The organism is Litorihabitans aurantiacus, assembly GCF_030161595.1.
GTDB lineage: Bacteria > Actinomycetota > Actinomycetes > Actinomycetales > Beutenbergiaceae > Litorihabitans > Litorihabitans aurantiacus.
The window spans coordinates 1,125,774-1,140,483 of the sequence record NZ_BSUM01000001.1 but is presented as its reverse complement, the minus strand read 5'-3'; the positions used below and the strand labels follow the sequence as shown (position 1 = coordinate 1,140,483).

General features: G+C 73.5%; 11 protein-coding genes, 1 tRNA gene and 2 pseudogenes. 5 read left to right on the top strand and 9 right to left on the bottom strand.

Annotated elements, in window-relative coordinates; all coding sequences use genetic code 11:
* The first annotated feature begins 240 nt into the window (after positions 1 to 240).
* Positions 241 to 1,188 carry a PAC2 family protein gene (locus tag QQK22_RS05315; protein ID WP_284249956.1) on the top strand — a complete coding sequence of 316 codons (948 nt, stop codon included), beginning with the start codon at positions 241 to 243 and terminating at the stop codon, positions 1,186 to 1,188.
* Positions 1,189 to 1,212: 24 nt separating this feature from the next.
* Here QQK22_RS05315 and mshC read toward each other — a convergent pair whose 3' ends face one another.
* A complete protein-coding gene (gene mshC, locus QQK22_RS05310; protein WP_284249954.1) occupies positions 1,213 to 2,502 on the bottom strand; it encodes a cysteine--1-D-myo-inosityl 2-amino-2-deoxy-alpha-D-glucopyranoside ligase in 1,290 nt (429 codons plus the stop codon).
* A gap of 29 nt (positions 2,503 to 2,531) precedes the next feature.
* On the opposite strand from mshC, the gene QQK22_RS05305 reads away from it, so the two are divergent.
* Entirely contained in the window at positions 2,532 to 3,548 is a 1,017-nt protein-coding gene (locus QQK22_RS05305; protein WP_284249953.1) for a CorA family divalent cation transporter, read from the top strand.
* Positions 3,549 to 3,552: 4 nt separating this feature from the next.
* Here QQK22_RS05305 and QQK22_RS05300 read toward each other — a convergent pair whose 3' ends face one another.
* Complete coding sequence (locus QQK22_RS05300) at positions 3,553 to 4,422, bottom strand: undecaprenyl-diphosphate phosphatase (RefSeq protein WP_284249951.1); 870 nt, start codon at positions 4,420 to 4,422, stop codon at positions 3,553 to 3,555.
* Positions 4,423 to 4,456: 34 nt separating this feature from the next.
* Here QQK22_RS05300 and QQK22_RS05295 point away from each other — a divergent pair, with 34 nt between their 5' ends.
* Positions 4,457 to 5,431, top strand: coding sequence for an aldo/keto reductase (locus tag QQK22_RS05295; RefSeq protein WP_284249949.1), 975 nt, complete (start codon positions 4,457 to 4,459; stop codon positions 5,429 to 5,431).
* Between the two features lie 114 nt (positions 5,432 to 5,545).
* Here QQK22_RS05295 and QQK22_RS05290 read toward each other — a convergent pair whose 3' ends face one another.
* Positions 5,546 to 5,794, bottom strand: coding sequence for a DNA primase (locus QQK22_RS05290; RefSeq protein WP_284249948.1), 249 nt, complete (start codon positions 5,792 to 5,794; stop codon positions 5,546 to 5,548).
* A 71-nt stretch (positions 5,795 to 5,865) separates the two neighbouring features.
* Between QQK22_RS05290 and QQK22_RS05285 the strand changes: the two genes are divergently transcribed.
* Positions 5,866 to 6,072 carry a DUF5703 family protein gene (locus tag QQK22_RS05285; protein WP_284249946.1) on the top strand — a complete coding sequence of 69 codons (207 nt, stop codon included), beginning with the start codon at positions 5,866 to 5,868 and terminating at the stop codon, positions 6,070 to 6,072.
* A 46-nt stretch (positions 6,073 to 6,118) separates the two neighbouring features.
* Here the strand turns inward: QQK22_RS05285 and QQK22_RS05280 are convergent.
* The 5 genes and pseudogenes from QQK22_RS05280 to ligA all read right to left on the bottom strand — a co-directional run bounded on the left by QQK22_RS05280 (position 6,119) and on the right by ligA (position 13,572).
* Positions 6,119 to 7,416 (bottom strand): annotated as a pseudogene (locus tag QQK22_RS05280) (M20/M25/M40 family metallo-hydrolase).
* A gap of 47 nt (positions 7,417 to 7,463) precedes the next feature.
* Positions 7,464 to 8,977 (bottom strand): annotated as a pseudogene (locus QQK22_RS05275) (M3 family metallopeptidase).
* Between the two features lie 623 nt (positions 8,978 to 9,600).
* A complete protein-coding gene (locus QQK22_RS05270; protein ID WP_284249944.1) occupies positions 9,601 to 10,191 on the bottom strand; it encodes a hypothetical protein in 591 nt (196 codons plus the stop codon).
* A complete protein-coding gene (locus QQK22_RS05265; protein ID WP_284249943.1) occupies positions 10,152 to 10,985 on the bottom strand; it encodes an LGFP repeat-containing protein in 834 nt (277 codons plus the stop codon). The genes QQK22_RS05270 and QQK22_RS05265 overlap by 40 nt, the downstream gene beginning before the upstream one ends.
* Positions 10,986 to 11,559: 574 nt before the next feature.
* Positions 11,560 to 13,572, bottom strand: a complete 2,013-nt coding sequence (ligA, locus tag QQK22_RS05260) for an NAD-dependent DNA ligase LigA (protein WP_284249942.1) — start codon at positions 13,570 to 13,572, stop codon at positions 11,560 to 11,562.
* Positions 13,573 to 13,788: 216 nt separating this feature from the next.
* Here ligA and QQK22_RS05255 point away from each other — a divergent pair.
* Positions 13,789 to 13,872 (top strand) — tRNA-Leu (locus QQK22_RS05255).
* 131 nt (positions 13,873 to 14,003) lie between these two features.
* Here the strand turns inward: QQK22_RS05255 and QQK22_RS05250 are convergent.
* Entirely contained in the window at positions 14,004 to 14,462 is a 459-nt protein-coding gene (locus QQK22_RS05250; protein ID WP_284249941.1) for a hypothetical protein, read from the bottom strand.
* Positions 14,463 to 14,710: the final 248 nt, after the last annotated feature.

Below are 14,710 nucleotides of genomic sequence, written 5' to 3'. Positions count from 1 at the left end.
GGTCCAGGTCCCCCGTGCGCGGCGACGAGCTCGTGCTCGGCCTCGATCCACAGGGGTTCGGTGTCGACCAGCGTGCCGTCCAGATCCCACAGGATCGCCTGCGGCGGTTCGTGCGTCACGGTTCTCCTCGTCCGCGCGCCACCGCGGCGCGCCCGCCCATCCTCTCAGCCGCACCCGCACACGTGCGCTGGCCCGTGCGCGTCCGTCGCTCGGACGGGACCGCCTGCGTAGGCTGGGCGGGTGACGGACTCGCAACCCACGCTCGTGCTCGCCGCCTTCGAGGGCTGGAACGACGCCGGCAGCGCCGCGAGCGAGGCGATCGCCCAGATCGCGACCGCCTGGGGCGCCACCGAGATCGCCGCGCTGGACCCCGAGGACTTCTACGACTTCCAGGTCAACCGGCCCGTCGTCGGGCCGCCGGTGGGCCGGGGAGGTGATGAGGACGGCGACGGCGACGCGGGCCCCGGCACGGACGGCTCGGACCGCTCCGACCGCCCCGACTCGCCCGAGGACGGCCCGCGCACGCGCGAGCTCACCTGGCCCGCCACGACGGTCTCCGTCACGACGTCGCCCGTGACGGGCCGCACCGTCCTGCTCGTGCAGGGCATCGAGCCGTCCATGCGCTGGCGGCAGTACTGCCGCGAGATCCTCGCCGTCGTGGGCGAACGCGGTCCCGCCACCTTCGTCGGCGTCGGCGCGCTGCTGGCCGACGTCCCGCACACGCGACCCATCCCCGTCCAGAGCACCAGTGACGACCCGGTCCTGCAGGCGATGCTCGGCATCGACGCCTCGGAGTACTCCGGGCCGGCCGGGATCATCTCGGTGCTCGGCCACGCCGCGCGCGAGGAGGGGATGCGGACGCTGTCGGTGTGGGCCGCCGTGCCGCACTACGTCGCGCAACCGCCCTCCCCCAAGGCGACCCTGGCGCTGCTCGCTGCGCTGGAGGAGGTCGTGGGCGAGCCGCTGCCGATGGGTGAGCTGCTCGAGGACGCGCGCGCCTGGCAGCGCGGCGTGGACGAGCTGGCCGAGGAGGATCCGGAGATCTCGGAGTACGTGCGCCAGCTCGAGGAGGCCAAGGACACGGCCGACCTGCCCGAGGCCAGCGGCGAGGCGATCGCGCGCGAGTTCGAGCAGTACCTGCGGCGGCGCGACCCCGGCCACGGCCGCGACGGCGGCCCCGCGCGCTGACGCCCCGCCGTCAGGCGGGCCTCGTCAGAGGGCGACGCCGAGCAGGGCGTCGACGGCGTCGCGCACCAGCGCGCCGCCCTCGCCCGGGGCCGACGCCGCCCAGGCGTCCAGCTCAGCCAGTGCCGTGGGTGCGTCGAGATCGTCCGCGAGCGCGGCGCGGATCCTGGTGACGACGGCGTGGGTCGCCTCCGACGCCTCGGCGCGCTCGGCCCCCGCGACCGCCGCGCACCACGCCGCGAGCCGGGCCGCGGCGTCGTCGAGCTCGACCTCGTGGAACTCCCACGAGTCGGAGTAGCGGTGCGCGAGCAGCACGAGCCGGATGGCCATCGGCTCGATCCCGCGCTCGCGCAGGCGGGAGACCAGGACGAGGTTCCCGCGGGACTTGCTCATCTTCTCGCCGTCGAAGGCGAGCAGGCCCGCGTGCACCTGCGCCGTCACGGGCCGCGCGTCGCCGGAGATCATCCGCAGGTGGCTGGTGGACATCTCGTGGTGCGGGAACCGCAGGTCGCGTCCGCCGCCCTGCACGTCCACGGGTGCCCCGAGCGTCATCGCGGCGATCGTGGCGCACTCCACGTGCCACCCCGGCCGACCGGCCCCGAGGTCGCCGCCGGGCCAGGAGGGGTCGTCGGGGCGCGCGACGCGCCACAGCAGCGGGTCGAGCGGGGACCGCTTGCCCGCTCGGTCGGGGTCGCCCCCCATGGCGGCGAACTCCGCGACGCGGCCCGCGTCGTCCCGGGCGTCGCCCATCGGCTCGAGCCCGAACCGGGGGTCGGCCGCGAGGTCGGCGTACACGTCGCCGTCGCCCTGCCCGTCCTCCCCCGGTCCCACCCGGTAGGCGGCGCCGTCCGCGAGCAGGCGCTCGACGGCGCGCACCACGTCGGGCACCGTCTCGACCGCGCCGAGGTAGTGGTCGGGTGCGATCACCCGCAGCGCCTCCATGTCCGCGCGGAACAGGTCGGTCTGCCCGGCCGCGAGCTCGCGCCAGTCCACGCCCGTCGCCCGCGCGCGCTCGAGCAGCGGGTCGTCGACGTCGGTGACGTTCTGGGCGTAGGTGACCGCCAGGCCCGCGTCGCGCCAGGCGCGCACGAGCAGGTCGTAGGTGACGTAGGTCGCCGCGTGGCCGAGGTGGGTGGCGTCGTAGGGCGTGATGCCGCACACGTAGAGGCTCGCGCGACGGGGGCCGCCGACGGCCCGGCGCTGCCGGGTCGCCGAGTCGAACGCCACGACCGTGGTGCCCTCGGGACGGTCCGCCGAGCCTCGCACCGACGGGTCTGCGGGCAGCACGGGAATCTCGGGAGAACGCCAGGAATGCACCCCAGGAGTTTACCGACGACGATGGGGGCGTGACGACGCAGCGGCGGGTGACGGCGCAGGGCGAGATGCTCGCGCGCGAGCAGGACGATCCGGGTGCCTGGGCGGCCGCGACGCAGCGCTGGGTGCCCGTGGCCCTCCCGAGCGAGCGCGGGGCGTGGCCGGACGCCGTCGGGCGCGCCCTCGGCGAGGACACGGGCGACGACGCCGGCGTGTCGCCCGACCACGACGCCGAGGCACCGGCGGCGTCCCTGCGTCGCGTGACCGAGGCGGCGCTGGCGCACCGCCCCGCGGCCTCGCTCCCGGACGACGCCGTCGCGCTGCGGGTGCCGCTCCTGCAGCTCGGCGAGGAGGAGGACGTGGTGCGCGCCACCACGGTGACGCTCGTGGTGGTCGGCCCGACGAGCGTGACCGCCACCAGCGACGCCGCCGCCCTCGACGCGCTCGACGAGCGGCTGCGGTCCCTCCCATCGGGGCGCCGACGCGGCGGTGCGGTGGTGGCCCGGACCCTGCTGGTCCTCGCGCTCGAGCAGGCGGGCGAGCTGAGCGACGCCGTCTCGGAGCGGACCGCCCGGTGGGAGGGGGTCGTGTTCTCGGCCGGCGGGGGCGACGTCGACGTCGAACGCCTCTACCGCCTCAAGCGGGTGATCGCGGACTCCCGGCGCCACCTGCTGCCGGTCGTGACGCGGCTCGCCCTGGTCACCGACGCCGCACCCGACCTGGGCCCCGGCGTCGTGGACCACCTCGAGCGGCTCGAGCAGGGTTTCCGGCGCGTGCTGGAGGCGCTCGAGGGCGACGACCGCCTGCTGGGCGACATGCTCACGGCGCAGCTGACGCTGACGCAGGTGCGGCAGAACTCCGACATGCGCAAGATCTCCGCCTACGCCGCGCTCGCGGCGGTCCCGACCGCCGTCGCCGGCATCTACGGCATGAACTTCCGCTACATGCCGGAGCTCGACTGGCACTGGGGCTACCCCGCGGTGCTGGCGTTCATGGCCGGTCTCGTGCTGCTGCTGCAGCGGCTCTTCCGTCGCTCCGGCTGGCTGTGACCCGTCAGACCGTGGGACTGAGGACCCCGGTCGCCAGCAGGATCGCGAGCACCCCGGCCAGGCCGAGACGGTAGACCACGAACGGCAGGTAGCCGCGGCTGGAGACGATCTTCAGGAACCCGATGATGACCGCGAACCCGACGACGAAGGCCGCCGCCGTCGCGAGGAACGTCGCCCCGGCCCCGACGGCGATCCCGCCGTCGCTGTGGCCGCCGATCGCCTTCGCGAGCTGGTAGCCGCCCGAGCCGAGCACCGCCGGGATCGCGAGCAGGAAGGAGTACCGCGCCGCGGCCTCGCGGGAGTAGCCCATCGCGAGACCGGCCGTGATCGTGCCGCCCGAGCGCGAGACGCCCGGGATGAGCGCCATCGCCTGGGCGAACCCGTAGGCGATGCCGTCGCGGCCGTTGAGGACCCTGAGGTCCTTGACCTGTCGCCCCCACCGGTCGGCGGCCCAGAGCAGCAGCGCGAAGAACGCGAGCGTGAACACCGTGAAGCGCAGATCGCGCAGCGCCCCCTCGATGGCCTCCTGGAACAGCACGCCCAGGACGACGATCGGGATCGAACCCACCACGATCAGCCACGCCATCCGCGCGTCCGGATCGGCCAGTCGGAGCGGGTTGTGCCAGCGGCCGCCGGCGCGGATCTCGGGCAGCGTGGCCCACCACCGGCGCACGACCTGCACGATCGTGTGCCGGAAGTAGATGAGGACGGCCAGCTCCGTGCCGATCTGCGTGATGGCCGTGAACGTCGCCCCGACGTCCTGGCCGTCGAGCATCAGCGCCCCGACCACCCGCAGGTGGGCGCTGGAGGAGACCGGGAGGAACTCCGTCAGGCCCTGGACGACACCGAGCACGATTGCTTCCCACCACGTCACCGGGCCAGCGTAGACGGGCACGTACCCTGAGGCGATGCAGCCTCGCCGGTCCGGAACGAGCGGTCTCACCACCTCCCCCGTCGGGCTGGGGACGATGACGTGGGGGCGCGACACCGACGAGCACGAGGCCCGCGCGCTGCTGGAGACCTTCCTCGACGCGGGCGGGTCACTCGTGGACACCGCCGGCTCCTACGGCGACGGCGCCGCCGAGGAGACCCTGGGCGCGCTGGTGGCCGACCTGGGGGTGCGTGACGCCGTCGTGCTGAGCGGGAAGTCCGGCGTGCGGCGCACGGCGGACGGCATGCGCCGCAGCGCGGGGCGGGGCGCGCTGCTCGACGACCTCGACGCGAGCCTCGCCCGGCTGCGCACGGACCGGCTCGACCTGTGGCAGGTCCAGGTGCCCGACGACGTCACCCCCGCCGCCGAGACGCTCTCCGCGCTCGAGATCGCGGTGCGGAGCGGCCGGGCGCGGTACGTCGGCGTCTCCAACTACTCGGGGTGGGCGACGGCGCAGCTCGCCACCCTCGCCGCCGGCGCCGGGCTGCCGCTCGCCGCGACGCAGGTCGAGCACTCGCTGCTCGAGCGCGGGCCGGAGCGCGAGGTGATGCCCGCGGCCGCCGCGCTCGGGCTGGGGGTGATCGGCTGGTCGAGCCTGGGACGGGGCGTGCTGACGGGGCGCTACCGCCGCGCCCGCCCTGCGGACTCTCGCGCGGCGTCGGCGCACCTGCGCGGTTTCGTCGAGCCCTACCTGACCGACGCCGCGGCCCGCGTCGTGGAGGCGGTCGCGACGGCGGCCGAGGGGCTGGGGTGCAGCTGCGCGGAGGTCGCGCTGGCGTGGGCGCGCGACGCCCCGGGGAAGACGGCCGCGATCATCGGCCCGAGGACGGCGGCGCAGCTCGAGACGGTGGCCGACCACGTCGCGGGCGAGGAGGGGAAGCTGCCGGAGGAGATCCGCGCGGTGCTCGACGAGGTCACGGCGCCCGTGCTGGGTTACCCCGAACGCCGCTGACCCGTCCGCGAGGTACTTGCGGGAGACCGCGAGGTACTTGCGGGAGACCGCGAGGTACTTCTGGGGCTTCGCGAGGTACCTCTGGGAGACCGCGGAGTACTTCCGGGACGGACGTCAGTCCTCGTCGTCGAGGTCGTCCTCGTCGTCGAAGTCGTCGTCGTCCTCGTCGTAGACGTCGAACGGCGTGTCGACCCCGAAGGCCGTGAACAGCGCGTCGTCGTAGGTGTCGAACGCGTCAGCCAGGGTGCCGGCCGCATCGAGCACCGTGTGCGCCTCGGGATCGCGGCTGGAGCGTGCCGCCTCGAGGTGAGCCTCGAAGGCTGCGACGAGGCGATCGAGGGCAGCGCGCGGGTCCGTGGCCATGCCGCCACGATATCCCGGCTGGGGCACAATGGCACAGCCGATACCCGTGCCGAGGGAGCGTGAGAGACCTGGTGAGCACCCCCACCGCGAGCCGCGGGAGCTACGAGTTCCGCGTCCTGACCCTGCCGCGCACCGCCTCGCGCGGCGACGTCCGCCAGCTCCTGACCGACGAGGCCGAGTACGGGCGCTGGGAGCTCGCCCGCTCGCGGCTCTACATCGGTGGGACGCGCAAGATCTGGCTGCGCCGCAAGGTTCTGCGCGTGACCTCGACCCTCTGAGTCTCGCCGCCGCGGGGCCGCCCGACGACGGCCCCGCGGTGGTCCGTCAGCAGGTGCGCAGCAGGCGGTCGAGCACGCGCGCGCCGAACTGCACCGCGTCGACCGGGACCCGCTCGTCGACGCCGTGGAACATGCCGGCGAAGTCGAGCTCCGGCGGGAGGCGCAGCGGAGCGAACCCGTAGCCCTCGATCCCCAGCAGCGACAGCGCCTTGTTGTCCGTGCCGCCCGAGAGCATGTACGGCAGCACCCGCGCCCCGGGGTCCTCGGCGTCGATGGACGCGATCATCGCGTCGACCAGGTCGCCCGCGAACGGGGCCTCGAGCCCGATGTCGGTCGTGACCGGCTCGATCCGCACGCCCTCCCCCGCGAGCTCGCGCAGCGTCGCCATGGCCTCGTCCTCGCGCCCCGGGAGGAAGCGGAGGTCGACGACGGCACTCGCCTGCGACGGCACCACGTTCGCCTTGTAGCCCGCGTCGAGCTGCGTGGGGTTGGTGGTCGTGGAGAGCGTCGCCCCGACGAACTTGCTCGCCGAGCCCAGGGAGGCCACCAGCGCGTCGATCGAGGCGCGATCCTCCTCGTGCCACGTCGTGCCCGAGAGGTCGGCCACGCCGTCGAGAAGCGAGCGCACCGTGGGCGTGAGGTCCTGCGGCCACGCGTGGGCGCCGATGCGCGCGACGGCGCCCGCGAGCCGCACGAGCGCGTTGTCGACCGGCACCTGGGAGCCGTGCTGCGCCGTGCCGTCGGCCACCAGCCGCAGCCACGCGAGCCCCTTCTCCGCGGTCTGGAGGAGGTAGGCGCGGCGGCCGTCGACGTCGACCGAGAAACCCCCGACCTCGCTGATCGCCTGCGACGCGCCCTCGAAGAACTCGGGGTGGTGGTCCACGGCCCAGTGCGAGCCGAGCCGGCCCCCGGCCTCCTCGTCGGCGAAGAACGCGACGGCGAGGTCGCGCGGGGGCCGGCGCCCGTCGCGCTTCATCTCCCGCAGGACGGCGAGCATCATCGCGTCCATGTCCTTCATGTCGACGGCGCCGCGGCCCCAGATGAGGCCGTCCATCTCCTCGCCGCCGAACGGGTCCATCTTCCAGTCGCTGGCCTCGGCAGGCACGACGTCGGTGTGGCCGTGCAGCACGAGGGCGGGCCGCTCGGCGTCCTCCCCGTCGATGCGCAGCAGCACCGTGGCCCGCCCCGGCTCCGACTCGACGATGACGGGGTCGTAGCCGACGTCCGTCAGCTCGGTCATCACGTACTCCGCGGCGGCGCGCTCCCCGGACCGCTGCCGTCGCCGTAGTTGGAGGAGTCGATGCGGATCAGCTCGCGGCAGATGCGCACCGCCTCGGTCTCCATGAGCGACGGCGTGCCCGCGCCGTCGTCGGATGCGCGCACCGCGGCGCTCACTGCAGGCCCCGGCGGACGAGGAGGGGCGTGATGTCGGCGTCGCGCCCGCGCAGCTCGCGGTAGAACGACAGCGGCGGTGCGCTGTGCCCCCGCGAGAGCAGGACGTCGCGGAAGCGCCGCCCGCGCGAGGCGTCGAGCCCGCCGTTCTCGCCCTCCTCGAACCAGGCCTGCGTGTCGGCGTCGAGCACCTCGCTCCAGATGTAGGAGTAGTAGCCCGCGTCGTACCCGCCGCCGAACGTGTGGTTGAAGTAGGTCGAGCGGTACCGCGGCGGCACCAGCTCCAGGAGCAGCCCGGCGTCGGCCAGGGCGCGCTGCTCGAAGCCGGCGACGTCGGCGGGATCGGTCGGGACGTCGTCGGGCGCCAGGTGGTGCCAGGCCTGGTCCAGGAGCGCCGCGCCGAGGTACTCGGCGGTGGCGAAGCCCTCGCCGTAGCCGGCGGCCTCGCGCAGGCGGGCGACGACCGCGAGGTCGAGCTGCTCGCCGGTCGCGTGGTGGCGGGCGTAGCGCGCGATGACGTCGGGGTGCGTCGCCCACATCTCGTTGACCTGCGAGGGGTACTCGACGAAGTCGCGCGGGACCGAGGTGCCGGACAGCGACGGCAGCCGGACGTCGGAGAGCAGGCCGTGGAGCGCGTGCCCGAACTCGTGGAAGGTGGTGATGACCTCGTCCCAGGTGAGCAGCGTGGGCTCACCGGCCGGGGGCGGGGCACGTTCAGCGTGTTGGTGACGACGGGACGCTGCCCCAGCAGGTGGGACTGGTCGACGAAGCTGGTCATCCAGGCGCCGCCGCGCTTGCCCTCCCTCGCCCAGTAGTCGCCGAGGAAGAGACCGATGCCGGTGCCGTCGGAGTCCAGCACCTCCCAGGTGCGCATCCCGTCGGCGTAGACGGGGAGGTCGGGGCGCTCGACGAACGTGATGCCGTAGAGCTGGGTGGCGGTCCAGAACACGCCGTCCACGAGGACGCGCTCGAGCTCGAGGTAGGGGCGCAGGGCGGCCATGTCGACGTCGTAGCGAGCGCTTCGCACCTTCTCGGCGTAGTGGCGCCAGTCGGCGGAGGTGAGGGCGACGCCGTCGGGCAGCTCAGCCTCGAGCTCGGCCGCCTCGGCGCGGGCGTTGCGGGCCGCCGCGGGCGCGAGCTGGTTCAGCATGCCCATGACCGCCTCGCTCGTCCCTGCCGTCCCGTCGGCCGCCACGTAGGCGGCGTGGTGCGGGAAGCCGAGGAGCTGCGCGCGTTCGGCGCGCTTCGCTGCGAGCTCGAGGATCGTCGCGCGGGTGTCGGAGTCGGGGTCGACACCGGTGCCGCGGCTGGTGGAGGCCTCCTGCACCCGGGCGCGGAGCTCGGGGCTGGACGCGTCCACGAGGATCGGCTGGGAGGTGGGGAGGATGAGGGTGACGAGGTGGCTCGCGTCGCTGCCGCGGTCGGCCGCCGACTGCGCGAGGGCGGCGCGGTCGCCGTCGGACAGCCCCGCGAGGAGAGCGGTGTCGTCGACGGCGACGGCGGCGTGCTTCATGCCCGCGACGACCTGCTGGCCGAAGCGGGTCTCGAGGCTCGTGAGCTCGGCGTTCAGCGCCCGCAGGCGCGTCTGCTCGTGCTGCCCCAGCGCGACGCCGGCGCGGCGGGCGTCGGCGAGGAGGCGCTCGAGCAGGTGGGCGGACTCGCCATCGAGATCCTCGTCGCCGGCGGCGATCGTCTCGTAGCGGGCGAAGAGCCGGGGGTCGAGCAGGAACGCGTCACCGTGGGCGGCGAGCAGGGGGGCGACGTCGGCCGCGATCGCGTCGAGCTCGTCCCCACCGATCGAGGAGGTGTAGACGTAGAAGACGTGCAGCGCGCGCCGCAGCAGCGCGCCGGAGCGCTCGAGCGCCTCGACCGTGTTGACGAACGTCGCCGGTTCATCGTTCGTCGCGATCGCCTCCCACTCCGCGCGCTGCTGCGCGAGACCCGCGTCGATCGCGGGGCGGAAGTGCTCGTGGCGGATCTGCGGCAGCGGCGGGAGCGCGTAGTCGAGCGTCGAGGGCTCGGCGAACGGGTTGCTCGGGTCGAGGTGGACGGTCGCGGGAGAAGCCATGCCTCCATCTTGCCCGCTCGCGCCGCGTGGACCGGTCGGCAGCCCTGCTGCTGGGCGCCGCATCTCGGCTAGCTCAGCGCCCAGCTGCCGACGGCGTGGTCGTAGGCGACCCCGTGCCGCAGGCTCACGTGGATGTGGCTGTCGTGCGGGTTGCTGCCCGTGTAGGGCCGCCACGCACCGGCCGTCCGCAGGTAGATGCGGGAGCGGAAGATGACGTAGGCGACGCGGGGGTCCTTGGTCAGTGCTTCGGCGAGCACCTGCGGATCGCCGGTCCGCAGGTCCTTGTCGATGTCGAAGGCGCGCACGACGCCGCACGCCGTCCGGTCGGGGTTGTGGTCGGAGACCCGCGCCTGGTGGGCGAGGTCGCCGACGGTCCCGTCGGTGGTCTTGTCCCGACCGGGGAAGGCCTGGTTGATCTGGGTCCGGAGCTCGGCCAGCGCCGGCGCCAGGAACCAGCTGCCGTGGGGCGACACGATCCACTGGTCGCTGAGCCGGACCAGGTGACCGCGCTCGAAGGACTGGCACTGGTTGCCCGCCCCGCGCATGGACACCGGACCGAGGGGGTATCCGAGGCTGCCACCGCCACCGCCGCGCGCCCGGTGCTCGGCGTCGAACGTCCCTACCACCGGGTGCACCCCGTCGGGGCCGTCGTAGAGCACCCCGCGCTCGAAGATCTGGTATCCGAAGGGTCCGCCCTGCCGCACCGTCTCGGCGACGGGGTAGCCGAGCGAACCCGTGCCCCCACCCGAGGATCGGTGGGCCGCGTCCAGGGGGCGACGACCGGGAAGGTGCCGCGAGGACTCGTGTAGACGACGCCGTGCCGGAAGGTCTGGTAGCCGAAGGTCGAGTTCTGCATCCGCAGCGGCGCCGTCGGGTACCCGAGCGACCCCGTCCCACCGCCGAGACGACGGTGCACCTCGTCGGCGACACCGACGACGGGCCACGTCCCGGCGCTCCCGCGGTAGACGACCCCGCGCTCGAAGCGCTGGAACGCCCCGGCGGCGCCCTCGTCCACGACCGGTGCGAGGGGGTAGCCCAGCGCACCGGTTCCGCCGCCCTGGCCTCGGTGGGTCTCGTTCCACACGCCGACCACCGCGGCGAGGCCCACGGGCGACTCGTACACGACCCCGTTCTCGAACACCTGGTAGGTCCACGCCGGTGCGCCCGCCTCCGTTCGCGACGACGCGCGCGGGTAGCCGAGCTCCCCGAGACCGCCTCCGCGTGCGCGGTGCGCGCGATCCTTCTCGCCCAGGACGGCGACCGTCGCGCCGCCGGTGTAGACGACGCCACCCTCGAACATCTGGAACCCGCGGTCGGTGGTCGTCGCGGACTCGCCGGCGCGCGGCTCGGGCCGCCAGGGTGCGGACGCCCGACCCAGCACCCCCGACATCCCGCCCAGGGCCTCGTGGACCTCGCGGACGGGCGGCAGGACCGGTACCTCGGTCTGCGTCACGCTCGCTCGCGACCCCTCGGCTCGCCCGGTGGCCGGGGACTGCGGCTCCACTCCTGTCGACGGCGCCTGCACCGGGCCGTCCGCGGGCGCGGGGGTCGGGGCCCCCACGTCCTCGGTCGGCCCCGGCTCCGGCTCATCGTCGCTCGGGGTCGGCTCCGCACCGGTCGGCGTCCCCGTCCCCTCGGGTTCCCCGGGCGTCGCCGTCGGATCGGCAGCACCGGGGGTCGACGACCCCGTGGGGTCGTCCGTGGGGTTCGCCGTGGGCGGGGTGCTCGGGTCCACCCCGCCGACGGGGTTCGGGCCGTCAAGGACGGGCGCGGCCCCCTGGTCCGGAGCCGCGACAGCCGCCGGGACAGCCATCACGAACGCGAGCGTCAGCGCGACTCCGAGTCCCCACCCGCGGACCCTCGGACGTACGGACGGTGTCGACGAGGTTCGCGGCCGGAGCGGGGTCGTCTTCGTCATCATGCTGGCATCGAACCTTCGCTTGAACCTCGTTTTGACGCAGGAGGAGATCAAGGTACAGCACAGGGCTGCGAACCCGGCACGGCGGGGAGGCTGCGGAGCCGGGGGTTCAGGCCCCCGCGAGCTCGAGGAACTCCTGCGGGGTGACGATGCGCACGCCGAGCTTGCCCGCCTTGACGTACTTCGCCGACGTCGACGGTTCGGACACCAGCAGGCTGGTAGCCGCCGAGACGGAGCTCGACGAACGGCCGCCGCGCGCCTCGATCATCTCGGCGACCGTCGTACGGGTGTAGCCGGGCACGGATCCGGACACGACGATCGTCATACCCGCGAGCGGGAGGTCCGTCGCGTTCGAGTCTCGCTCGCTCCCCGTGTTCACCCCGTGCTCGGCGAGAGCCGCCAGGACGGCCGCCCCGCCGTGCTCGTGCAGGCCCTGGTGGATGACCTCGGCCTTTATCGGACCGATGCCGTCGACGTCGGCGAGCTCCGCGACCGTCGCCGCGACCAGTCGTTCCCGCGTCGGGAAGGCCGCGGCGAGACGGCGCGACGTCGTGCGACCCGTCATGCGCATCCCGAGCGAGGTGATGACCCGGTTCCAGGGTGCGCTGCGGGCGCGCTCGATCTCCCGGACGATCTTGGCCGCGTTCTTGCTCCCGAGGGTGCGGTTCTCCGACAGCGGCAGCGCGGTGAGCGTCTCCTCGGACAGGGTGAACAGGTCGGCGACCGTCAGCACGTGGTCGTTCTCAACGAGCGCCGCCACGATCTCGGAGCCGATGCCCTCGACGTCGAGCGCGTCCCTCGTCACGGCGTACTCGATGAGACCGCCGACCGACAGGGTCGGGTCGGTGGAGCGCCACAGCAGCGTGCTCTTGTCCCAGGGGTTCCCGTTCGGGTCCGTCTCGGGCGGGACCCAGGGTGCCGAGTCGGCCGGTCGTGCCGCGACGACGACCGTCTCGATGTAGGGGATGACGTCGCCGGCGCGCTTGATGACCACGGTGTCGCCCTCGCGGACGTCCCGCTCGAGCATCCAGGGGGCGTTGTGGCCGGTGGCGTAGGTGATGGTGGTGCCGCCCACGAAGACGGGGTCGACCTCGACGCGGATCGACAGCCTGCCGGTGCGGCCCACCGTGGTGGTGATGGCGCGGACCGTGGTGGTGGCCTGCTGCGCCTCGTACTTGTAGGCGACCGCCCACTTCGGCGCGCGCGAGCCCATCCCGAGGCGCAGGCGGTCCGCGTCGTCGTCGGCCTTGACCACGGCGCCGTCGATCGGGAAGCCGAGGCGGTCGCGCTCGGCGTCGAGCAGCGCGACGCGAGCGACGACGTCGTCGCCGTCGGTGGTCGGCAGCGCGTCCAGTCCCTCGACGAGCCCGTTCGCGGTCGTGATCCCCAGCTCACCGGCCGTGAGGAGCCGGCGCGCGTAGGAGGGGTCATCGATGGTGCGCTGCTCGGTGGTCAGCGGGACGACGTCGTAGGCGGCGAACCGCAGGAGGCGGGCGTAGCCCGTGTCCCCCTTGCGCAGGATGCCGGCGGCGCCGTTGCGCTGGTTGATGAAGGGGGACCCACCGAGCTCGGCCCGGACCTCCTGCGCCCGTGGGAAGTCGGCGTCGGCCATGAAGACCTCACCGCGCACCTCGACCGAGACGGCCGCGTCGGCCAGTCGCGGCGGGAGGCCGACGACCTCGAGGGTGCGCACCTTGGAGGTGATGTTCTCCCCCGTGCTGCCGTTGCCGCGCGTCGCGACCAGCCGCAGCTCGCCGTCGAGGTAGACGGCGCGCACCGCGAGGCCGTCGAGCTTCGGCTCGACCAGCACCGGCCCCGCGACGGCGGCGACCAGCGCCGCGACCTCGTCGAGCGTCCTGGCCTTCTCCATCGAGCCCATGAGCGAGGGGTGGACGACGTCGCCACCCTTGGACTGCCCCGCGGCGACGGCGGTGAGGAGGTCGGCGACCGAGGCCTCCAGGGCCGGGTCGGCGGCCACGCCGGCGCGCAGCGCGTCGATCGCGGCGTCGTACTCGGCGTCGGACATCAGCTCCTCGACGCCGTCGTAGTACGCCGAGGCGGCGGCACGCAGCCGCCTGGCGAGCGCCGTCAGCTCGGCTGTCGTCTGGTCGGTCGTGGTCACGGTGTCCTCGGAGCTGGTGGCGGTGCGGCACCTGCAGGTGGCGGCCCGCGAGGGGTTCTCGGGGCCGCGTCGTCACTGTAGTGCGGACCCCCGACACCGGGCCGGGACCGGTCACGATCCGCACCAGGACGCCGATTAGTCGCGCCGCCAACCGCGTGCTAGTGTCTTCTCCGCTGCCTGAAGCGGCCGGGAGACCGGCGGTCGGGCGGACCACCTGTCCAGGTGGCGGAATTGGCAGACGCGCTAGCTTGAGGTGCTAGTGCCCTAACGGGCGTGGGGGTTCAAGTCCCCCTCTGGACACACTGTGTTGTCTCAGGACACCGCGAACGAGTGAACCCCCAGCGATGGGGGTTCACTCGTTTCTGCGTCGTATCCGTGATGACGGATCCAGCAACCGAATCCGTTGTCGTAGAGGACCAGAACCGGCGCTGCTAGCCCATCTCGGAGTCGTCGGGGTAGGTGGAGGCGGGTGGGGGCGGATCGGTCTCCCCGATCGCGCAACCCCTGATGCCCTCTTCGGTGCCGATCTTCCGATCGCCCTTCGGCCACGAGGTGTAGGAGTGCGCGGTGTCGTCCAACGACTCCACCGTGATCGAAGGACGCTCGTCCAGGTCGGTCAACCACCACACACCGGTGGTCGTCTCGTCCGAGACCGGGTCTCGGAAGGCTATGGCGATGACCCAGGGGTTGTCCGGGGCAGCGATGAGACGAGCACAGGTCCCCACCAGCTCGAGGTCGACGCTCGAGTTCTCGAGGATGAGCTCGGCCTCGTCGAGATAGGTGCCGTAGTGACCCTCGCCCGTCCCGAACGCGTTGCACCCCGACAGACCCAGGACCAGGGCGGGCAGCAGCACCAGGCGTTGACGCCTCCGTCTGATCTCAGGTGCCACTGTTGAACTCCACCTACCAGTTGGGCGGTGCAACCGACCGCCGCCGCGGCCTCGTGCCGTGTCGGACGAGTATGCGTCCTCGCGAGCTAACGGTACGACCCCGCCGTGGCGGTTCATCGACCTGCGAGCGAGCACCCAGCTGACATGGAGAAGGTCCGACAGCTCCCGATCGACCCCCGAACGCCGTGGGGTCTCGGATCGAGCTCGTTCCCTCCCCGGTGCCACCACCGGTCCCGCGTGCGATGCTC

Coding starts and splice junctions, on each gene's coding strand:
- QQK22_RS05290 (WP_284249948.1), bottom strand. CDS start 5,794: ATGGCCACGGACCCGCGCGCTGCCCTCGATCGCCTCGTCGCAGCCTTC.
- QQK22_RS05295 (WP_284249949.1), top strand. CDS start 4,457: ATGCAGCCTCGCCGGTCCGGAACGAGCGGTCTCACCACCTCCCCCGTC.